This window comes from Micromonospora sp. CA-249363 (assembly GCF_050950185.1).
Classification (GTDB): Bacteria; Actinomycetota; Actinomycetes; order Mycobacteriales; family Micromonosporaceae; genus Micromonospora.
The window spans coordinates 3,018,024-3,038,664 of the sequence record NZ_CP192020.1 but is presented as its reverse complement, the minus strand read 5'-3'; the positions used below and the strand labels follow the sequence as shown (position 1 = coordinate 3,038,664).

Genomic DNA, 20,641 nt, shown 5'->3' with positions numbered 1-20,641 from the left:
TGCGGCGTGGGGGTCAGCGGCGCGCCCAGCCGGCGGTGACCGGGGGCGCGAGGGGGGTTGCGCGGTGCAGGGGGGTCGGGCCGAGCGCCGGCAGGCCGGCGATGCGCCAGGCGGCGAACCCGCCGTCGACGTCGGTGGCCCGGTGCAGGCCGATGTCCTGCAACGCGGCCGCGGCCAGTGACGAGGTGTAGCCCTCCTGGCAGAGAATCATCACCCGTACGTCGTAGTCGACGGCCTCCGGCAGTCGGGCCGGGCAGCGCGGGTCGAACCGCCACTCCAGCACGTTGCGCTCGACCGTGAGCGCGCCGGGCACCACACCGTGCGCGGCGCGCTGGGCCGCCGGACGGATGTCGACCAGCAGAGCCCCGGCCCGGTACGCCAGGTGCGCCCGTTCCGGGTCCAGCCGGTCGAGCCGGGCCCGGGCGGCCGCCAGGATCTCGTCGATGCCCCGGGAGCCCGGCGGTGGCACGGGCGCCGGACAGTGCTCGGCGATGAGCTGCATTATCGATTCCTTCCGGATACGAGAGGGTCGGGTCGATTCACCAGGACCGGCCGGCCTCGGCCACCTCGGCGGCGCGCAGCCGACCGCCGAGGAGGTCGTACCGGGTCATCCGGCGCAGCGCCGGCCGGTAGACGTGCACGCTGACCGCCGGATCCACGCCGCGGTTGGTCACCTGGTGGACGTGGCGGGCGCCGAAACGACGACCGGCCCCGGCGGGCAGCACGCGCGGCAGCAGCCGTCCCCGGCTGACCGTCTCCTCGGTGAGGGCGCCGGCCACCACCCGGAACGCGCCGGCGGAGCCGCCGTGGTCGTGCAGGTCGGTGCCCTGGCCGGGCAGCCAGCTCAGCGCCCACACCTCGTGGTCGTCGGCGGTGGCGAGCCGGGCGTACCAGCGTTCGCTGGGATCGAAGCGCAGCGTCACCGGCCAGTCGGTCGGGTCGGCCCAGCGGGCGGCGACGGCGAGCAGGTCGGTGGCCGGGCGATCGTGGGTCATCGGTGGTTCCTCGCGGGTCGGTGCGTGGGGTGCCCCCGTACTCTAGCCGGCAAACCCTATAGGTTTAGTAGGTAATTCCATATCCCGGGACGGCCGTTGTCGGCCGGCGCGGGTGCGAAGCGCCCGGTCGCGCCCTAGCCTGGACCGGTGACCGACGACCTCGACGCCGAGACCCTGGCGTTCGCGCACCGCATGTTCGACCTGGCCCGCGCGGGCGCCGCCGACGAGCTGGCCGCCCAGGTCGACGCCGGTCTGCCGGTCAACCTGACGAACGACAAGGGCGACACCCTGCTGATCCTGGCCGCCTACCACTCGCACCCCGACACGGTGGCCGCGTTGCTGGCCCGGGGCGCGGACCACACGCGTACCAACGACCGGGGTCAGAGCGCCCTGGCCGCGGCGGTCTTCCGCAGCAGCGCGGACGCGGTCCGCGCGCTCCTCGCCGCCGGCGCCGACCCGGCGTACGGCAATCCCTCGGCGCTGGAGACCGCGCAGTTCTTCGACCTGCCGGACATGGTGCGACTGCTCCGGGCCGACTGACGGTATACAGGGGCGGTGGAAGATCCCCTGCCCGAACAGATGCGTGCCGCCGGCAGCGCGCTGCTGACCGCGCTCGACCCCGCGACCCGCGTCGACGCCGTGTACCCGTTCGACGACGAGCCGGCCCGGCGCTGGCTGGAGTACCGGCCACGCCCCCGCCCCGGCGTCTGCCTCGCCGGGCTGGACATCGCCGGGCGCAAGGCCGCGCACCGGCTGCTGGCCACCGCCCTCAGCCCGTCGGCGTACGCCCAGGCGATGACGATCATCGCGCTGGAGGAGGTCCTGGACCGGGCCGAGGGATGGCGTCGCGGGCGGCACAGCGGCGACTACTGGATCGCCGTGTTCGGCGACCCGGCGCGCGACGACCGCTGGGCGTGGCGGGTCGAAGGGCACCACCTGTCGGTGACCATGACCATCGTGGACGACGAGGTCTCCCCCGCGCCGGTCTTCTTCGGCGCCAACCCGGCCGCGGTGCGCTACGCCGGGCGTGCCGTCTCCCGACCGCTCGGCGTCGAGGAGGACCTGGGCCGCGCCCTGCTGGACGCGCTGGGCCCCGCGGGACGGGCCGCCGCGATCATCGCCGACGAGGCGCCGACGGACATCATCAGCGCGACCCGCCCCCAGGTCGACGGGCCACTCGAACCCCTCGGCGTACCCGCCGACCGGCTCGGCCCCACCGGCCGGGCGCTGCTCGACCAGGTCGTCGCGCTCTACCTGGACCGACTGCCGCCCGAACTGGCCGTCCGCGAGGCGACCCGCCTCGCCGGCGGGCCGCTGCACTTCGCCTGGGCCGGCCCGACCCGCCCCGGGCAGCGCCACTACTACCGGGTCCAGGGCGACGATCTGCTGATCGAGTACGACAACACCAGCGACGACGGCAACCACGCGCACACCGTGCTACGCCGCCCCGCCAGCGACTTCGGCGCCGACCTCCTAGCTGCCCACCACAAGTCCCACCCCCACTGACCCACCCCGCCCCGCCCCCGCGTCCGGTCCCCGCCCCCCTCTCGCCCCGCCCCCCCTCGCGTCGATCTTGCAGTTTCTGTGGCGACTAAAGGTGCCGATGGGGGCATAACGTCAACAGAAAGTGCAAGATCGACGGGGCGGGGGGGCGCGCGGGGCGCGGGGGCGGGAGGGAGGGCGGGGGTGGGAGGGAGGGCGGGGGTGGGGTTAGGGGTGGGTTGCTTCTATTAGGAAGCGTTGGGCGTGGGCTGTGAAGGGGCCGTGCTCGGTGATGCGGCGGTGCAGGGCGAGTAGGGGTTCGCGGTGGTGGTCGACGGTGAACCCGGGCACCGTCCAGACCACCTTGCGGAGGAACCAGACCACCGCGCCGATGTCGTGGAACGCCGCGCGCAGCGTGGCCCGGCGCAGATCGACCACCCGTAGGCCCGCCGCCTCGGCGGACGCGACCGCCTCCTCGGGGTGCCGGCTGTCGGGAGGCGGCAGCGGGCCGAGGATCGCCTCGCTGAGCTCCCGCATGGTGCCCGGCCCGATCTGTTGCGACAGGTACGTCCCGCCGGGGCGCAGCACCCGGGCGGTGTCCGCCCAGTCGGTGCGTACCGGGTGCCGGCTCACCACCAGGTCGAAGGAGTCGTCGCCGAAGGGTAGCGCCGCGTCCGGCGCGACCGCGACGACCGTCGCGCCGAGCGGGCGCAGGTTCCGCCGTGCCACCAGGACGTTCGGCCGCCACGCCTCGGTCGCCACCAGCACCTTCGGGGGGTACGGGATCTCGGCCAGCACTTCGCCCCCGCCGGTGTCCACGTCCAGTGCCGCGTGGGCGCGTGCCATCCGCTCGCCGACCCGCCGGGCGTACCCCCAGGGTGGACGTTCCTCGGTGGCCCGGCCGGCCAGCCACCCGAAACCCCAGCCGTCGACGGGCGCGGCGGCGGCCTCCGCGATCAGCTCCTCGGCGGTACGCGCGTCAGTCACGACGATCAGCCTCGCCGGCCCGCCACCCGAGCGGCAATCAGTTTTCGCGGGCCGCGCGCTGGCCTCCGTGCGGTGCTGGACTCGGTTTCCGGGAAACCCTCTGACACCCCGACTACCGCGAACCCGAGTGGATCAACGCCATGCGACGGGGAGTGCCGCGGCGCGGACCACCGTCACGGGCGGGGGCGGACGACCTCGACCGTGCCACCGGCGAGGGTGTCCAGGCTGCCGGTCTCGACGCGACCCCCGTCGAACTGGCGCATGAGCCGCGCGCCCAGGTACACGCCGACCCCGCCGGCCGCCAGCGCCACCAGTTCGGTGAACAGGATCGCGGCGGTCGCGCCGCGATCCGGCGAGTGGGCGCGGACCAGGCTGGTGATCAGGAACAGGCCGGCCATGGCCGCGTTCACCAGGTTGAAGGCGATGGCGGTACGGCGGGTGCCGTCGACCGGCACGTCCCACAGGTCGACCATGCCCGCGATCGCCGTCATGGCGGCGGCGAAGAGGGCGGCGACGCCGGTCCAGTAGCCGACCTCGCCGAGGAAGACCGGTCCGCCGGCGACGTCGGTGAGGTCGAAGACCGTGGCGCTGACGAAGAGCCCGAGCGGGAACGTCACCAACATCGGTTGGATGGGATGCCCCTGCACCCGCAGCCGGCTCTGCATCGGTCCTCCCCAGGGTCAGGCGCAGTCCATCGGTACCAGACTGCTACCCGAGCGCCTGAGAGGTGAAACGACGCCGCCCGACTCGCCGTTGGTCGGGAGAACGGGCATCCGGCCGCCCCGGCCGTCGGTCAGCTCTCGCGGGGACGCGAGACCGTCCGTACGAGGCGTTCGGCCACCTCGCGCAGCGGTATGTCCAGCGAGGAGGCGGCGGTGCGCAGCACGTCCAGGGCCTCGGCGGCCGGGCACCCGCGCTGCGTCATGATCACCCCGATCGCCTGGCCGACGACACCCTCGTGCAGGAGCGAGGCGTCCCGCTCACCGGCGAGCGCCTGCTGGCGGCCCCGGTCCCGGACGGCGGCCAGCAGCAGACCGGCGTGTTCGGCGAGCAGCATCGCGGTGAGCTGGTGCTGCGGGGTGAGCACGTCGGGCGCGGCGGCGTACAGGTTGATCGCGCCGATCACCTGGTCGTCGATGTCCACCGGCGCGGAGATCACCCCCCGGACGCCGAGGTCGCGGGCGCGGGGCGTCCAGGCCGGCCAGCGTGACTCGCCGGTCAGGTCGACCGCGAGGATCATCTCGCGGCGTCGGATCGCGCTCATGGCCGGTGTGTCGGGTCCGTGGCGCAGGTCGTCGAGGCCGGCCAGACGATCGTCGGAGGCGGCCAGGCTGGCCGGCTCGCCGGCACGCAGCGCGGTGAACCCGCACCAACGCACGCCGGCAACCGCGTCCGGGGTGACCCGGACCAACGCCAGCAGCGCCTCATCGAAATCGGTCAAGCCGATCAGGCCGGCGGTCAGCTCCCGCAACAGCGCGGCTGTCTCCAGCACGCCGAGTCGTTCGACCACCGGTTCCCGCGTGTCCAGGTTCACCGTCGTACTGCCCTCGTACGCCCTCGCGCCCATCCCGCCGACGTCGTCACGTGTGCCATCGTCTGCTCTCTTCCGACTTGACCGACCCGCCCTACTACCCTCGCAAACCGGGATCGAAACGGCGCAAGGAGGGGTCTCTGCCCTACCCGGAGGTACGGCAGAGACCCCGCGAGACAGGTCAGCGCGACGCGCCGCTGAGCCGCCGCCCGATCGACGCGATCAGCCGGTCGAGCTCGGAGCCGAACGGGTTGTCGTGGACGAGGTACGTCCAGGTGGCGGTCGGCCGGACCAGGGTGCCGTCCTCGGGCTCCCAATCCTCATCGATTTCGGTCTCGTTGAACGTGGCGATGGTGCGCGCCTCGATCTCCGGGACGAGGTTGTTGAACGCGGGCACCGCCGCCCGGTGGAACTCGTCCAGCGGGTCGAGCCGCCCCAGGGCACGCAGGTGTACGCCCTCACGGACCTCGGACAGTTCGGCCAGGTGCTCGGCCCAGAGCCGGTCCAGGTGGAACAGGGCGATCGACCGGGCTGCCCGGGCGAGCAGGTCCTCGTCCATCTCGCCGGCCTTCTCGGGCTCCTTGTCCAGCAGCATCAACGCGGCCACGTCGCTGGTCAGCAGGCGCTCGCGGCGCGCGGCCAGCGCCTTGCGCTGCTGCTCGATCACCACGCTGTAGCGCCAGGTGTTGCGGTGGATCTCGTGGTTGACGCCCTCGGCGACCCGCTGGGCGTGCTCAACCGCGTAGTCGACCTGCTCGTCGGTGACCAGGCCGTCCGCGTTCATCCGCGGCGACGGGGGCACGGCGTCGGCGGCGTGCCGGACCACCAGGTCGTCCTCCAGGCTGACGAAGAAGACCGAGCCACCCGGGTCGCCCTGCCGGCCGGCGCGGCCCCGCAGCTGGTCATCGACGCGGCGGCTGTCGTGCCGGCCGCTGCCGATCACGTAGAGGCCGCCCAGCTCGGCCACCCGGTCCCGGTCGGCCTGGTCGCTGCCGCCGAGGCGGATGTCGACGCCCCGGCCGGCCATCTGGGTGGAGACCGTCACCGCGCCGTACGCGCCGGCCTCGGCGATGATCGCCGCTTCCTCGTCGTCGTTCTTGGCGTTCAGCACCACGCAGGACACGCCGGCCGCGTTGAGCCCGGCGGCCAGCGCCTCGGACTCCTTCACGTCCAGGGTGCCGACGAGCACCGGCCGCCCGGCGTCGTGGCAGCGGCGGATCTCGTCGATCAGCGCCTCGTCCTTCTCGGCGCGGGTGGCGTAGATCCGGTCCGGCTCGTCCTCGCGGATGCACGGCGTGTTCGGGGGGATCACCGCGACCTCGAGGTCGAAGAACTCCCGCAACTGGTCGCCGACCAGCACTGCGGTGGCGGTCATGCCGCACACCTTCGGGTAGAGCGCGATGAACGCCTGCACGGCGATGGTGCCGAGCACCTCGCCCTCGGCGGTGGCGTCCAGCCCCTCCTTGGCCTCGACCGCCGCCTGGAGCCCGTCGGGCCAGCGGCGGCGCTGGGCCACCCGGCCGCGCATCTCGTCGATCAGCTCGACCGAGCCGTCCCGGACGATGTAATCCACGTCACGGTGCAGCAGGGTCTGGGCGTGCAGCGCCACGTGGACCGCGGAGAGCTGCTCGACGTGCTCCTCGTCGTACAGGTCGATGCCGAGCTTGGCCTCGACGGCGGCCAGGCCGGCGGAGGTGAACGCCACGCTGCGCCCGTCCTCGGCGATCGTGTAGTGCCGGCCCTTGCGCAGGCCGCGCACCAGCGCGGCGGCGGCGTGCACCGGGTCCTGCTCGCCCGGCACCGCGCCGGCGAGCACCATCGGCACCCGGGCCTCGTCGATCATGATCGAGTCGGCCTCGTCGATGATCGCCGTGGTCAGCACGGGCTGCACGCGGTCCTCGACGTCGGTGACGAGCTGGTCGCGCAGGTAGTCGAAGCCCGCCTCGCTGACCGAGACGTAGGTGACGTCGCAGGAGTACGCGTCGCGCCGCTCCTGGGGGGTGGACGCCTCGTTGACCCAGCCGACGGTCAGGCCGAGCAGCTTGTAGACGGGCTCCATCCACTGGGCGTCACGGCGGGCCAGGTAGTCGTTGACGGTGAGCACGTGCACCGGCCCGTTGCCCAGCCGGACGTGCCCGTACGCGGCGATGGTGGCGGTCAGCGTCTTGCCCTCACCGGTGGCCATCTCGGCGACCTTGCCGGAGAGCAGCGCCATCGCGCCGAGCAGCTGTACGTCGTACGGTCGCTGGTCGAGGCCCCGGCGGGCGGCCTCGCGACCGACCGCGCAGATCTCCTCGTAGCCGACGGCGGTGCCGGCGGCCTCGGTCAACTCGGCGTCGTCCAGCGCGGCGAGGTTGTCCTCGCGCGCGGCGATCGCCGGCAGCAGCTTCTCCAGCGGAGCAAGATCCACGGTTGATCCCGGGCGCTGGAGGAAACGCCGGAACTTGCTCTTGAACCGTTGCGACACACCCATGAGCGGCAACGGTACGCGATTCTGACCGACACGGGCGGCCCGGCCGCCCGGCAAGTTGGCCCTCGCCGGGGAGGCGGTCAGGCGACCAGCAGTTGGTGGGTGGCCAACTCCCGGTAGAGCGGGTCGGTGGCGGTCAGTTCGGCGTGGGTGCCCACGGCCACGACCCGGCCGCCGTCGAGGACGACGATCTGGTCGGCGTCCACCACGGTGGCGAGTCGGTGCGCCACGATCAGCAGGGTGCGGCGCACGGCCACCGCGTCGATGGCGCGGCGCAGCGCGGCCTCGTTGCGCGCGTCGAGGTTGCTGGTCGGCTCGTCGAGCAGCAGCACCGGCGGGCCGGCCAGCAGGGCCCGCCCGATGGCCAACCGCTGCCGCTCACCCCCGGAGAGCAGCACCCCGCCCTCCCCCACCTGCACGTCGAGGCCCTGCGGGGCGCGCTGGACCAGATGGGTGAGGTTGACCTCGTCCAGGACCTCCCGCAGCCGGTCGTCCGTCGCGTCGGGGGCGGTGATCAGCAGGTTCTCGCGCAGCGTGCCGGCGAGCACGGGCGCCTCCTGCTCCACGTAACCGAGCCGCGCCCGCAGCGCGTCGCGGGGCAGCTCGCGGACGTCGACGCCGTCGACCCGGACCGCGCCGGCGCTCACCTCGTAGAAGCGCTCGACCAGGGCCAGCAGCGTCGACTTGCCGGCGCCCGACGGGCCGACGAGGGCGGTACGGGTGCCGGTCGGTACCGCGAAGCTGACGTCGTGCAGCACCGGTGTGCCGCCCGGGTAGCCGAACCCGACCCGGTCGAACTCGATCATGGGTGCGGGCCGGCGCGGGGTCGTCGTCGCGGTCCCGGCCGTCGGTCGGTCCGCCGCGCCCTCCGCCGGCACGGCCAGGATCTCCTCGATCCGCTGCAACGCGCCCAGACCGGACTGCAGCTGGGTGTACGCGCGCAGCACCTGCCCCAGCGGCAACGCCAGCAGGAAGAGGTACATGACGAAGGCGACCAGGTCGCCGACGGAGATCGCCCCGGCGGCGACCCGCGCCCCGCCGATGCCGAGCACGAGCAGGAACGCCCCCTGCACGGTGACCGAGCCGATCGGACCGATCAGCGCCTGCACCCGGGCCACCCGCAGCCCCGCCCCGTACGCCTCACGGGCGCTGCCGGCGACGGTGTCCGCCTCCCGCGCCTCGGCCCGGCTGGCCCGGATGGTCCGGGCCGCCGAGATGGCCCGCTCCACCGCCGAGGTCATCTCGCCGACCCGCTCCTGGGCGGCGCGGGCCAACGCCCGGACCCGGCGGGCGAAGGTCGCCGCGAAGCCCAGCCCGAGGCCCACCCCGAGCAGGGTGACGCCGAACAGCAGCGGGTCGAGCAGCACCATCGCGGTGCCCGCCCCGACCACCATGACCGCCCCGGTGACCACCTCGAACAGCCCGGACGTGACCACCGCCCGCAGCAGGGTGGTGTCCGAGCCCACCCGGGAGAGCAGGTCGCCGGTGCGCCGCTGGTCGTACTCGGTGATGGGCAGCCGCAGCAGATGGGCCGCCAGCCGTCGCCGCGTGCCCAGCACCAGCCCTTCGGCGGTACGTTGCAGCAGGTAGTCGCGCAGGCCGCCGATCGCCGCGCCGAGCACCACGAGCCCCACCAGCACCGCCACCAGCCACGAGACCGGATGCTCGCGGCCGATCCGGTCGAGCACCGACCGGGTGAGCAGCGGCTGGGCCAGCGACGCCGCCGAACCGGCCAGCGACAACACGCCCACCACGACGAGGGTGCCCCGATGCTCGCGCAGGTACGGCAGCAGCGCGCTGAGGCCGACCGGTCGGCTGTCGACCGGCTTGTCCGTCGGGGTGCTCATGGGGCGAACGGTAGCCCGCCAGGTCACCCCCGCGACGGCTTCTCAGACGGCCAGGACCACCTGGAGCTCCTGACGGCGGCGCTCGGCCAGGTCGGTGAGCAGGGTGGGCGCCTCGTCGAACGGGACCACCGCCGAGACCAGGTGCTTGCGGATGAGGTCGCCGTACGTCCGCAGCAGGTCGACGGTCTCGGCGGAGAGCCGTTCCCGGTCCCAGGTGGGCGCGAGCCCGCGCGGCACCCGTCCGATCTGCGCGCAGCGCAGCGCCAGGCCGTTGTGGTGGAACTCCTCGCCGAGCCGGACCGCGTCCGCGCCGCCCTGATAGAAGGCCAGGTCGATCACGGTGCCCTGGGGGCGCAGCAGCCGCAGGGCCAGGTGCAACGCCCACGCCTGCCCCCGGCACTGGAACACCACGTCGGCGCCCCGGTCGCCGGCGGCGTGGGCCCACCGGGTCTTCAGCACGACGGCGGGGTCGTCCGTCTCCGGATCGAGCGATTCCAGGCCGAGCGCCTCGGCGACCCGACGACGCTGCGGGGTCGGGTCGAGCACCACCACCGAGGCCGCGCCGTGCCGGCGGGCCAGCAGGGCGGTCAACAGACCCACTACTCCGGCACCGACCACCGCGACCCGCCGACCGCGTACGCCGTCGCCGAGCGAACGGACGTCGGCGCCGTGCAGGTCGGCGGCGGCGTGCAGCAGACCGTTCGCGCAGATCGGGCCCATGTGCGCGACGTAGACGCCGAGCAGCGGGTCCAGGTCGTCGGGCAGCGGCACGAACCGTTCGGCGACCGGGTCGGCCAGCCAGCCGGTGCGGTGCCCGTACGTCATCGCGCCGACCGCGCCCACGGCCACCGCCGGCGTGGCGCTCTCCACCACCCGACCGACCTGCATGTAACCCAGCCGGGTGACCGGGTACGGGGTGCTGGCCTCTCCGGGTTGGAAGAGCCCGAGGTCGGCGTTCCAGGTGACGTTCAGGTAGGGGTTGGTGCCCTTGACGTAGCTCAGCTCGGTGCCGGCGGAGACGCCGCTGAACAGCGTCTCGACGCGGAACGTGCCGGGCCGCAGCGTGGCGGCCTCCTGCTCCACCAGCTCGACCCGACCGGGCGCGGCGACCGCGACGACCCGATCACGCATCGACGGTCACCCCGGTCGTCGGCACGACCGCCCCGGCGGGCGTGGTGAGCCGAACCGTCCGGCCACTGCGGGCCGAGTCGGCCACCGCGAGGGCCAGCCGCTGGGTGTTCAGCGCCTCGGCGTACGGGACGCGCACGTCGTCGCCGACCCCGCGGACCGCGTCGACGAACGCCCGGTCCACCGCCACCCGGGCGGCCTCCGGATCGGCCGGGACGTGCCGCTCACCGTCGGCGTCCCGGATCAGCAGGCCGTCCTCGCCCAGCGACAGGGCCAGCCCGTCGGCGAGGATCTCCAGGCCGGCGCGGTGCTTCCAACCCAGGACGCAGGCGGCGCTGAGCGTGCCGACCGCGCCGCTGGCGAAGCGCAGCGTGGCGGTGGTCACCGAGTCGATGTCGGCCCCCTCGACGGGTGGCGGCGTGCCGTTGCCGTACGCGGTGACCTCGGTGACCTCGCCGGCCAGCACGCGGATCAGGTCCAGGACGTGGGCCGCCTGCTCGACGACCGGACCGCCGGAGCGGTCGCGCCGCGACCACCAGGCGACCGGCGGCACCTTGTCCAGCCAGGCGCCGCTGACCATCCGCACCGGGCGGTCGGCGAGCAGCTCCCGGGCGGTGTCGAGCACGCTCAGGTAGCGCCAGTGGTGCCCGACGGCGGTCCGCAGCCCGCGTCGGGCGACGAGGTCGGCGATGCGCTCGGCGGTGCCCAGGTCGACGGCGACGGGCTTCTCCACGAACATCGGCACCCCGGCCTCGATCACCGCTTCCTCGGCGGGGCCGTGTGCGAAGGGCGGCACGCAGACGTACACCGCGTCGGGGCCGGCGGCCAGCAGCTCCGCCACGTCGGCGAAGGTCCGCGCGTCGTGTTGCGCGGCCAGGGCGGACGCCGCCTCCGGAACCACGTCGGTGACCCCGACCAGCTCGACGTCGTCGAATCCGGACAACACCCGCGCGTGACGCTGCGCCACCCCGCCGGCACCGACCAGGCCCACCCGGCAGTTGACCATTCGACAACCTCTTTCGAGAACGTTTCGGCTCCGCTGGGAGGAGTCCCCTGGCGTGTGCGCAATCAAACGTTCATCCCCCGGGAACGCGACGATGCCACGTCGTGATCAAGCTGTTGCCCGAGGAACGGTTAGCGCGTGGCGCCGAGTGGGAACTACAGCCCTGCTTGTTCCACGCACGAATGGAGGGGTGCCCGTGCGGGATACGACCGTGTCACCGGTGGTGGAGGCCTGGGCCACGTACCGGACCACGTCGGCGGCGGACTGGCCGGCACGCCGGCTGCTTCGGGCCAAGGGCGCGAACCGGGTCAGCGTGGTGCTGCCGGCGCGAAACGAGGAGGCGACCGTCGGCGCGATCGTGTCGACCATCCGGGAGCACCTGATGGACCGGGTCGCCCTCGTCGACGAGCTGATCGTGGTGGATTCACGGTCGACCGACCGCACCGCGCAGGTGGCCCGCGCCGCCGGCGCGGAGGTGGTCAGTCAGGACGCGATGACCCGGGGCCTGCCCCGGCTCACCGGCAAGGGCGACGCGCTCTGGGCGGGGCTCGCCGCCGCCGAGGGGGACGTGGTGGCGTTCGTCGACGCCGACCTGCGGGAGTTCCGCCCGCACTTCGTCACCGGCCTGCTCGGGCCGCTGCTCACCGACCCGTCAGTGGACTTCGTGAAGGGCTTCTACCACCGCCCGCTCGTCGGAGCCGCCACCGTGGAACAGGACGGCGGCGGGCGGGTGACCGAGCTGATGGCCCGACCGCTGCTCAACCTCTTCTGGCCCGAGCTGGCCGGTTTCGTGCAGCCGCTCGCCGGCGAGTACGCCGGCCGCCGCGACGTGCTGGAGCGGGTGCCGTTCGTCTCCGGGTACGGCGTGGAGACCGCCATGATGATCGACCTGCTGGACCTGGTCGGTCTGGACGCGTTGGCGCAGGTCGACCTGGGTGAACGCAAGCACCGTCACCAGGACACGGCCGCGCTCGGCCGGATGTCCGCGCAGATCATGCTGACCGCGTGGTCCCGCCTGCAACGACGCGGGTGGGCGACCCCCGGCCAGATGCCGGAGGCGCTGCTGACCCAGTTCCGCCGGGGCGGCTCCGACACCCTGCCGAACCTGGACCGGGAGATCGTGGTCAGCGACGTGTCCATCGAGGAGCGCCCGCCGCTGGCCGAGCTGCGCCACCGGGTCCCCCGCCGACGACGGGTGGCGGCCGCGTGAGCGCCCCGGCCCGGCGGCCGGCCACCGCCACCGTACGGAAGGACCGCCGATGAGCCTCACCGTGCTGATGAACGCCGGCCCGTGGCTGTCGGTGCCCCCGCCCGGGTACGGGGGCATCGAGAACGTGATCGCGACCCTGGTGCCGGAGCTGCGGCGGCTCGGTGTGCGCGTGGTGCTCGCCTCGGTGGAGTCCAGCGCTCTGCCGGTGGACGAGAAGGTCTCGGTCTTCCCCGACGGGCAGTTCAGCGCCCTGCAACGGCCGTACAACCAGGTCTGTGGCATCGCACAGGCGCACCTGGCCGGGGTGGTCCGCGAGCTGCACTCGCGCGACGACATCGACCTGGTGCACGACCACGTGGAGGCGGTGGGCCTGGCCACGCTCACGGCGATGGGACCGTCCGGGCCTCCCGTGCTGCACACCCTGCACTGGGACCTGGCCAAGCACCCCGCGCTGTACGGCAGTCTGGACGGCGGCGACCGGGTCCGGGTCAACGGCGTCTCGGCGTCGCAGCTGGCCCGGGCGCCGCTGGCCCTGCGGGAGCACTCGGTGGGTCACGTGCACCTGTCGACGCCGCTGGCCGTGGACGCCGACCGTCGACCCGGCCCGCCCAAGGGCGAGCACCTGCTCATCCTCGGTCGGATCAACCCGGGCAAGGGGCAGGACGTGGGCGTGCGGCTCGCGCACCGGATCGGCGTACCGCTGGTGCTGGCCGGGCCCGTGGGGCCGTACCACCGCCCGGCGGACCTGGCGGCGGCCGGCGACGAGGCCCGGCAGAACCCGGACGTGCGGTTCTTCCTCGACGAGGTGGCGCCGCACGTCGACGGCGACCTCGTCCGCTGGATCGGCACCGTGGCCGGGCAGGAGCGCGACGACCTGCTGGCCAGCGCCCGCGCGTCGCTGTTCCCGCTGCGCTGGGAGGAGCCGGGCGGCACGGCCGTGGTCGAGTCGCTGGCCCTGGGTACGCCCGTGGTGGCCACCGCCCGGGGCTGCCTGCCCGAGTTGATCGAGCACGGCCGCACCGGCCTGCTCACCAGCGAGGAGGACGAGCTGGCCGATCTGGTGCTGGCCGCGGACCTGCTCGACCCGCAGGAGTGCCGCCGGGTGGCGGCGCGGCGGTTCACGCCCGCGGTGATGGCCCAGCGCTACGTCGAGCTGTACCAGCGGGTCCGCGAGCTGGCGTCCGCGCCCCGCCTGCAACCGGTCTGAGTCGCACGTCGCCGTCGGCGCGTTTGCCCCCGGCGGCGACGGGTAGGCGCACCCGCACGCCTGCCGCGTAGCGAGGGAGCCGGTGATGGTCGGACCGATGGCGCACTCCCGGGCCCGGGCGAACCCGGCCGACGGCAAGCCGCCGGTCCGCCGGGCGGCGAACGCCGCGTCCGTGCTGTTCCTGCTGGTCGGTGTGCTCGGCTTCGTGCCGGGAATCACCAGCGGTACGGAGAATCTGCGCTTCGCCGGGCACACCTCGGGCGCGTTCCTGTTCGGCGTCTTCCAGGTGTCGGTGCTGCACAACCTCGTACACCTGCTGTTCGGGGTGGTCGGCCTGGCGCTGGCGCGGACGGTCAGCGGCGCGCGGACGTTCCTGGTCGGCGGCGGGGCGGTCTACCTGGTGCTCTGGCTCTACGGGCTGGCGGTGGACCACGACACGGGCGCGAACGTCCTCCCGGTCAACGCCGGCGACGGTTGGCTGCACCTCGGCCTGGGCCTCGGCCTGATCGCGCTGGGTCTGCTGACCGCGCGGCCCCGACGACCGTGAGCCGCGTCGCCCTGACCGATCGGTCCGGTTTGGTGACGCGGGACCCCGGGTAGTGGGCAGATCCCGACCGACCAGCGAATCGAGGGCGCCGCGATGGCCAGCCGGATCACCTGCGAGGTGCGCGACACCGCACCGGTGGCGGTCGTCCAGCTCAGCGGCGCCCTGGACCTGGGCACCATGCGGTCGGTGCACCAGGCGCTGGACGGCGCCCTGGCCGCCCAGCCCGAGGCGCTGGTGGTCGACCTCGCCCGGGTGACCGTGCGGGACCGGCTGGCGCTGTCGGTCTTCGCGGCGACGGCCCGGCGGGCCGAGGAGTGGCCGGCCGTGCCGGTGGTGCTCTGCGCTCCTCCGCCGGCCGCCGCCCGGTGGCTGGCCGAGTCGACGACGTGTCGGGTGGTTCCGGTCACGCAGGACTGCGCGGAGGCGACCAGGATGGCCGGCGCGCAGGAAGCGATGCGGATCCGGGCGCGGTTCGAGCCGGTGGCGGAGGCGTGCCGGCGGGCCCGGGAGCTGGTCGGCGACGCGTGCGCCCGGTGGAACCTGCCCGAGGCGGCCGGCCCGGCGGCTCTCGTGCTCACCGAGCTGGTCGGCAACGTCGTCCGGCACGTGGGCACCCCCATGCAGGTGACGGTGACACTGCGGCGGCCGTACCTGCATCTGGCCGTCGTGGACGGCAGCCCGACGGCGGCCCAACCCGCGGGCCTGAACCTGCGGGCCGAGGGTGGCCGCGGGCTCCTGCTGGTCCGCGAGCTGGCGCAGCGCTGGGGCAGCGTCCCCGCAGGTCAGGGCAAGGCCGTGTGGGCGATGTTGCCCGCGGCCTGAGGCCGCGGGGCGCTTCGAGCGGTACCGGCGATCTGACCGAAATTACCGCTTAAGCCTGGTTACATGGTGCAAGGGTCGGGTAGGCACGCCCGTCCTTTCCGCCGTCACGACGGGGTGAACAGCCATGCCCAAGCGGGTAACCACGGAACCCGTTCGCGACCGGGGCCCGGCGATCCTGGCACCGGCCCGCTTCGGGGGCTTTCCCGGGTCGCTGCGGACGCCGGTCCCCGGCAACTCCCTGATCAAGTTCCTCGCCACCACCGACCACAAGCAGATCGGCGTGCTGTACCTGCTGACCTCCTTCGGGTTCTTCCTGGTGGCCGGCCTGCAGGCGATGGTGATGCGCGCCGAGCTGGCCCGACCGGGCCTGCAGTTCCTCTCCTCCGAGCAGTACAACCAGCTCTTCACCTCCCACGGCGCGGTGATGCTGCTGCTGTTCGCCACGCCCGCCGCCTTCGGGTTCGCCAACTTCATCGTGCCGATCCAGATCGGCGCGCCGGACGTGTCGTTCCCCCGCCTCAACGCGCTGGCGTACTGGCTGTACCTGTTCGGCGGCCTCATGGTGATCGGCGGTTTCATCACGCCGGGCGGTTCGGCGGACTTCGGCTGGACCGCGTACAGCCCGCTGAGCGACGTCGACCACAGCCCCGGCGTGGGCGCGAACATGTGGGTGCTCGGCCTGGTCGTCTCCGGCCTGGGCACGATCCTCGGCGCGGTCAACCTGATCACCACGATCCTGACCCTGCGCGCGCCCGGCATGACGATGTTCCGGATGCCGATCTTCACCTGGAACATGCTGTTCACCAGCGTGCTGGTGATCCTGGTCTTCCCGCTGCTGGCCGCCGCGCTGCTGGCCCTCTCGGCCGACCGGCTGATCAACGCGCACGTGTACGACCCCGCCACCGGTGGGCCGATGCTCTGGCAGCACCTGTTCTGGTTCTTCGGGCACCCCGAGGTGTACATCATCGCGCTGCCGTTCTTCGGCATCATCACCGAGATCATCCCGGTGTTCTCCCGCAAGCCGATCTTCGGTTACACCGGTCTCGTGCTGGCGACCATCGCGATCACCGTGCTCTCGATGACCGTGTGGGCGCACCACATGTTCGCCACCGGGCAGGTGCTGCTGCCGTTCTTCAGCATCCTGAGCTATCTGATCGCGGTGCCCACCGGAGTGAAGTTCTTCAACTGGATCGGCACCATGTGGAAGGGGCAGCTCACCTTCGAGACGCCGATGCTGTTCGCCATCGGCTTCCTGGTGACCTTCCTCCTCGGCGGCCTCACCGGGGTGCTGCTGGCCAGCCCGCCGGTCGACTGGCACACCCACGACAGCTACTTCGTGGTGGCGCACTTCCACTACGTCGTGTTCGGCACGGTGGTCTTCGCGCTCTTCGGCGGCTACTACTTCTGGTGGCCGAAGATGACCGGGCGGCTGCTCGACGAGCGGCTCGGCAAGGCGCACTTCTGGACGATGTTCATCGGCTTCCACGGCACCTTCCTCGTGCACCACTGGCTGGGCGCCGAGGGCATGCCCCGCCGGTACGCCGACTACCTGCCCACCGACGGCTTCACCACGCTGAACACCATCTCCAGCATCTTCGCGTTCATCCTCGGCCTGTCCACGCTCTTCTTCATCTACAACGCCTGGAAGTCCTGGCGGTACGGGGCGATGGTCACGGTGGACGACCCGTGGGGCTTCGGCAACTCACTGGAGTGGGCCACGACCTGCCCGCCACCGCTGCGAAACTTCGACACGATGCCCCGCATCCGCTCCGAGCGGCCGGCGTTCGACCTGAAGTACGGCCCCCTCGTCGCCGACCTGGGCCGGGATCTGCCGCAGCGCACCACGAAGCCGCCCCAGCAGTTCGGCGACGAGATACACCTCGAGCACCACGCGCCGGAGTCGCCCGCCCCCGAGGGCGCGCACGGCGCCCCGGAGGCGGCCCGCTACCACCCGGCGCCCGAGTCCGGGGCCCGCCCGGTGGACGTGCCCGACCCCGAGGGCGTACGCCGGCCGAGCTTCGAGGAGAGCGACGCGCCGCAGGACGCGCAGGATGCGCCGAGGCCGCACGAACGCTGGCGGCATCCGCGCAGCGACGGCGAGACCGAGGAGCGCTGAGATCTCGGTACGCCCCAAGGGGCCCGACACCTGTCCGGTGTCGGGCCCCTGCGGTGGTCTGCGGGTCAGTCCCGGGCGGGCGGAAGCCCGGCGGCGGTGAGCGAGCGGCGCACCGCCGGCTGCACCCGGGTCAGCCGCAACGGCACGCCGGTGCGCTCCGCCGCCTCCCGACCCGCCACCAGCGCGGCGATCCCGCCGGCGTCGAACCCGCCGGCGCCGACCAGGTCGACGACGACCTCGCTCGGCTGGCCGGTGACAGCCTCCAGCATCGCCCGGCGCAGCTGGTCCGCCCCGTCGCGGTCGACCTCGCCGCCGACCTCGACGACCACCCGGTCGCCGTTCTGCCGTACGGAGATGCGGGTCTTGCCCGGGTCCGGTTCGGCGGCGCCGTTCTGCCAGGGCGGTGGGGCGTCGGCGAGCATCGCCTGCCGCAGCCAGGTCAGCGCCCGCGAGAGCAGGCGGGACACGTGCATCTGCGAGATGCCGAACCGGGCGGCGATCTCCGCCTGGGTCTGGTTGCCGTAGAAGCGCATGGCGAGGATGCGCCGCTCGCGCCAGGGCAGCCGGTGCAGCAGGCCGCTCACCGTCACCCGATCGTCGACCGATTCGAGGGCGTTGTCCGACTCGCCGACCAGGTCGCCGAACTCGGCGGAGCTCTCCCCGCCGACCGGCGCGTTCAACGACGCCGGGCTGTAGCCGGCCGCCGACTCCAACGCCGCGAGGATCTCCTCCTCCGGCGTCTCCAGCCGGGCCGACAGCTCGGCCACCGACGGCGCGCGCGACAACTCGCTGGTCAGCGCCGCGGTGGCCTGCCCCACCTCGAGGATCAGGTCGCGTAGCCGTCGGGGCACGTGCACGCCCCAGGTGCGGTCCCGGAAGTGGCGCTTGATCTCGCCCACGATCGTGATCGCCGCGTACGCCGTGAACGAACCCCGTTCCGGGTCGTACCGGTCGACGGCGTTGACCAGCCCCAGGCGGGCCACCTGCTCCAGGTCCTCCAGCGGCTCGCCCCGCCCCCGGTAACGGCGGGCCAGCCGGCCGGCGAACGGCAGCGCGAAGCGGACCAGGTCGTCCCGCGCCTCCTGTCGCCGCTCCGGCGGCAGCCCTTCGATCCGGGCCGCGTACGCCAGCGCCGCCGCGTCGAGGTCCTCCAGACCACGCTCGGTGGGTGGTGGTGTGGTCGTGGTCGTGCTCGTCTGTCCGAACATCCGCGCCTCCCTCAGGAAGGTCCCCCGCCCGGATCGGGAAACCGGTCGTGCGCGTGGTCGAGCCACGCACCGGGCCGGAAAGTGGGTCAGTGACTGGGATGCCAGCGGGCGACAACATCTCTACGCAGCGCGATCAGGTCGTCGCAGCCAGCGATGTTCCCGCTCCGTAGGTACTCAATCACGGGACCCCGGGTTCGCGAGGAAGTTTCGGCGTCCTCCCCTTCAAGAGACGAGCAACCCCTGGTGGCCGCCGGTGTCACGGAGCACCGACAGGGCCTCGGCGACCCCCAGCGGGGGCGGGACCGGCAGGTCGTACGGCTGGGCGCGCATGACCTCGGTGGCCCGGCGCGTCGGCACGGACGTCACCGGATAACCCCGCGCGGAGGTCCGGTCCAGCGCCCTGCGCCGCCGGCCGAAGCCCGCGACCGCCAGCCACTGCGGAAGCCCGGCCAGGGCGGGCGAGCGCATACCGGGCGGCTCGGGCAGGACGTCCACCGAGCTGAACTCCTCGCTGCCGGCCAGCCACCACTCGGCCTCGTCCACGCTGCGGCGGGTGGCGTTCTCGCACCAGTACGGCACCAGTCCCGCCCGCACCACCTGCCACGGATCGAGCAGCCGCCCGCATTCCACCACCAACCGGTCACCGGTCTTGCCGGCCGCCCGCAACCACCGCCGGTAGAGGTCGGCCACACCGGCGCTCAACGCTCCCGGCCGGGGCACCAGCACCCGGTGCAGCGGATGCCCGTGCCGGGTCGCGAAGTCCCGTGCGGCATGCTCGAATCCGGGATCCATGCCGTGCTCGGCGTCGCCCGACGGCACCGACACCTCCGGCGGGGCCCACTGGGCGGCGTCACCGCCCACCGCCCGCAGAACCTGCCGCAGGGCGTGGCTGTCCGGGTGGAAGTCCACCGGGTCGAGTCCGCTCGCCGGACAACCGACCTGGAAGCTGTGGCCCGGCCCGCGCTCCAGCACCGGCCACGTACGCGCGTCCCGCACCAGCAGCACCGGTGCGTCGGCGGTGAGCCGGTCGGTAAGGAACTGCGCGTACGCGGCCGGCAGCGACCGCCAGCGGGCGGTCAGCGACACGGTGACGCCGGTCAGGGTTCCCCGGCTGGCCGGGCAGTGCACCTGACGCAGGTGCACGTCGGGGTTGCCGCCGAGCAGCCGCTCGGCGAGCGCGCCCCCGTGCGCCAGCGCCTCCCGGGGACGGTCCACGGCCCCGTCGCTCCAGTGCGCGGTCATCTCGAAGCCGGCGGGCAGCCACGGCACGCCGAGAGCGACCGCGAGGTGGGCGGCCGCGCCGTGCGGCGACCCGATGAGCGCTCCGGGATAGGTGCGGCGCGGGTACTGGTCGACGAACCAGCGGGCCACCCGGGCCGCGTCCACCTCACCGACCTGGTCGACGGTGAGGGCGACCCGCCCGGCGGCCCGGGTCGCCGCGGCCCGGCGTACCGGCTCGGGCGCCGTCGGGAATCGCGAGATCGGCCCGGTGTGCCCGAGGTCGGCGCAGTCCGCGCCGCGCAGCGCCCGGGCGGTGGCGGCGACCAGCACCCGGGCGGCGCTGCCCTGGGCCACGACCCGGTCGCCGGCCAGACCGGCGCCATCGGCCGTGAGCCCCTTGTGCACCTTGTGCACCGGCCCCACCTTGCCTCGTTCGCTCACCACGCGGCCCGGCTTCCCGTCCCGATGGGGTTCAAACGGGGCATCACCCACCCGGCGGCCACAATCCGCTGGTCAGCGGGTGGCGCCGGTCATCGTCGGCGATCGGCCGCGCAGGTTTCACCGGGGCTTGGGCGGGCACATCGGGGCCCATGCGCACCGACGACACCAGCGAGCCCGCCGCCGCCACGATCACCCCGTACGAGGACGGCCCGCTGCTCGTCCGCGGCGACTTCGCGCTGGTGACCCCGGACGGCGAGCGGATCGACGCCCGCCGGGGCACCGTGGCGCTGTGCCGCTGCGGCAAGTCGGCGCTCAAGCCGTTCTGCGACGGCACCCACAAGGCGATCAAGTTCCGGGCGGGCACCACCCGCGAGGGGTGAGCCGACGCCGTCGCCCCCGCCACGAGCGCGGCAGAGTCCACCGGCC

The 20,641-nt window shown here is 73.5% G+C and carries 19 protein-coding genes; 8 read left to right on the top strand and 11 right to left on the bottom strand.

Going from position 1 to position 20,641, the window contains the following annotated elements:
- Positions 1-13: 13 nt before the first annotated feature.
- Both ACQPZK_RS13945 and ACQPZK_RS13940 read right to left on the bottom strand, forming a co-directional pair.
- Positions 14-502: a rhodanese-like domain-containing protein gene (locus ACQPZK_RS13945; RefSeq protein WP_433538700.1), complete on the bottom strand. Its 489-nt coding sequence runs from the start codon at positions 500-502 to the stop codon at positions 14-16.
- A gap of 37 nt (positions 503-539) precedes the next feature.
- Positions 540-995, bottom strand: coding sequence for a cysteine dioxygenase (locus ACQPZK_RS13940; protein WP_433538699.1), 456 nt, complete (start codon positions 993-995; stop codon positions 540-542).
- A gap of 147 nt (positions 996-1,142) precedes the next feature.
- Between ACQPZK_RS13940 and ACQPZK_RS13935 the strand changes: the two genes are divergently transcribed.
- Both ACQPZK_RS13935 and ACQPZK_RS13930 read left to right on the top strand, forming a co-directional pair.
- Positions 1,143-1,535: an ankyrin repeat domain-containing protein gene (locus tag ACQPZK_RS13935; RefSeq protein ID WP_355052430.1), complete on the top strand. Its 393-nt coding sequence runs from the start codon at positions 1,143-1,145 to the stop codon at positions 1,533-1,535.
- Between the two features lie 15 nt (positions 1,536-1,550).
- Complete coding sequence (locus ACQPZK_RS13930; RefSeq protein ID WP_433538698.1) at positions 1,551-2,501, top strand: DUF3500 domain-containing protein; 951 nt, start codon at positions 1,551-1,553, stop codon at positions 2,499-2,501.
- 204 nt (positions 2,502-2,705) lie between these two features.
- Here the strand turns inward: ACQPZK_RS13930 and ACQPZK_RS13925 are convergent, their stop codons facing one another.
- The 7 genes from ACQPZK_RS13925 to ACQPZK_RS13895 all read right to left on the bottom strand — a co-directional run bounded on the left by ACQPZK_RS13925 (position 2,706) and on the right by ACQPZK_RS13895 (position 11,446).
- On the bottom strand, positions 2,706-3,464 hold the full coding sequence (locus ACQPZK_RS13925; protein ID WP_433538697.1) for a class I SAM-dependent methyltransferase: 759 nt from the start codon (positions 3,462-3,464) through the stop codon (positions 2,706-2,708).
- A 173-nt stretch (positions 3,465-3,637) separates the two neighbouring features.
- On the bottom strand, positions 3,638-4,129 hold the full coding sequence (locus tag ACQPZK_RS13920; protein ID WP_357122045.1) for a DUF2231 domain-containing protein: 492 nt from the start codon (positions 4,127-4,129) through the stop codon (positions 3,638-3,640).
- 128 nt (positions 4,130-4,257) lie between these two features.
- A complete protein-coding gene (locus ACQPZK_RS13915) occupies positions 4,258-4,998 on the bottom strand; it encodes a GAF and ANTAR domain-containing protein (protein ID WP_433539205.1) in 741 nt (246 codons plus the stop codon).
- Between the two features lie 178 nt (positions 4,999-5,176).
- Positions 5,177-7,468 carry an accessory Sec system translocase SecA2 gene (gene secA2, locus ACQPZK_RS13910; RefSeq protein WP_433538696.1) on the bottom strand — a complete coding sequence of 764 codons (2,292 nt, stop codon included), beginning with the start codon at positions 7,466-7,468 and terminating at the stop codon, positions 5,177-5,179.
- A gap of 77 nt (positions 7,469-7,545) precedes the next feature.
- Positions 7,546-9,312 carry an ABC transporter ATP-binding protein gene (locus tag ACQPZK_RS13905; protein WP_433538695.1) on the bottom strand — a complete coding sequence of 589 codons (1,767 nt, stop codon included), beginning with the start codon at positions 9,310-9,312 and terminating at the stop codon, positions 7,546-7,548.
- A 42-nt stretch (positions 9,313-9,354) separates the two neighbouring features.
- Positions 9,355-10,443, bottom strand: a complete 1,089-nt coding sequence (locus ACQPZK_RS13900; RefSeq protein WP_433538694.1) for a zinc-binding dehydrogenase — start codon at positions 10,441-10,443, stop codon at positions 9,355-9,357.
- The gene (locus ACQPZK_RS13895; protein ID WP_433538693.1) at positions 10,436-11,446 is read right to left on the bottom strand and encodes a Gfo/Idh/MocA family protein; all 1,011 of its coding nucleotides are present in this window, start codon (positions 11,444-11,446) and stop codon (positions 10,436-10,438) included. The genes ACQPZK_RS13900 and ACQPZK_RS13895 overlap by 8 nt, the downstream gene beginning before the upstream one ends.
- 220 nt (positions 11,447-11,666) lie before the next feature.
- Here ACQPZK_RS13895 and ACQPZK_RS13890 point away from each other — a divergent pair, with 220 nt between their 5' ends.
- The 5 genes from ACQPZK_RS13890 to ctaD all read left to right on the top strand — a co-directional run bounded on the left by ACQPZK_RS13890 (position 11,667) and on the right by ctaD (position 17,345).
- Positions 11,667-12,653, top strand: a complete 987-nt coding sequence (locus ACQPZK_RS13890) for a glucosyl-3-phosphoglycerate synthase (RefSeq protein WP_433539204.1) — start codon at positions 11,667-11,669, stop codon at positions 12,651-12,653.
- Between the two features lie 49 nt (positions 12,654-12,702).
- Positions 12,703-13,860, top strand: a complete 1,158-nt coding sequence (locus tag ACQPZK_RS13885) for a glycosyltransferase (RefSeq protein WP_433538692.1) — start codon at positions 12,703-12,705, stop codon at positions 13,858-13,860.
- Positions 13,861-13,945: 85 nt separating this feature from the next.
- A complete protein-coding gene (locus tag ACQPZK_RS13880; RefSeq protein ID WP_433538691.1) occupies positions 13,946-14,407 on the top strand; it encodes a DUF4383 domain-containing protein in 462 nt (153 codons plus the stop codon).
- A 93-nt stretch (positions 14,408-14,500) separates the two neighbouring features.
- Complete coding sequence (locus tag ACQPZK_RS13875; protein ID WP_433538690.1) at positions 14,501-15,229, top strand: STAS domain-containing protein; 729 nt, start codon at positions 14,501-14,503, stop codon at positions 15,227-15,229.
- A gap of 124 nt (positions 15,230-15,353) precedes the next feature.
- Positions 15,354-17,345: an aa3-type cytochrome oxidase subunit I gene (ctaD, locus tag ACQPZK_RS13870; protein ID WP_433538689.1), complete on the top strand. Its 1,992-nt coding sequence runs from the start codon at positions 15,354-15,356 to the stop codon at positions 17,343-17,345.
- A gap of 65 nt (positions 17,346-17,410) precedes the next feature.
- On the opposite strand, the gene ACQPZK_RS13865 is transcribed toward ctaD, so the two are convergent.
- Both ACQPZK_RS13865 and ACQPZK_RS13860 read right to left on the bottom strand, forming a co-directional pair.
- Entirely contained in the window at positions 17,411-18,553 is a 1,143-nt protein-coding gene (locus ACQPZK_RS13865; protein ID WP_355052419.1) for a SigB/SigF/SigG family RNA polymerase sigma factor, read from the bottom strand.
- Positions 18,554-18,775: 222 nt separating this feature from the next.
- Positions 18,776-20,188: a hypothetical protein gene (locus ACQPZK_RS13860; protein ID WP_433538688.1), complete on the bottom strand. Its 1,413-nt coding sequence runs from the start codon at positions 20,186-20,188 to the stop codon at positions 18,776-18,778.
- A 176-nt stretch (positions 20,189-20,364) separates the two neighbouring features.
- On the opposite strand from ACQPZK_RS13860, the gene ACQPZK_RS13855 reads away from it, so the two are divergent.
- Positions 20,365-20,595 (top strand): CDGSH iron-sulfur domain-containing protein, encoded by a 231-nt coding sequence (locus ACQPZK_RS13855; RefSeq protein WP_433538687.1) that lies wholly within the window; start codon positions 20,365-20,367, stop codon positions 20,593-20,595.
- Positions 20,596-20,641: the final 46 nt, after the last annotated feature.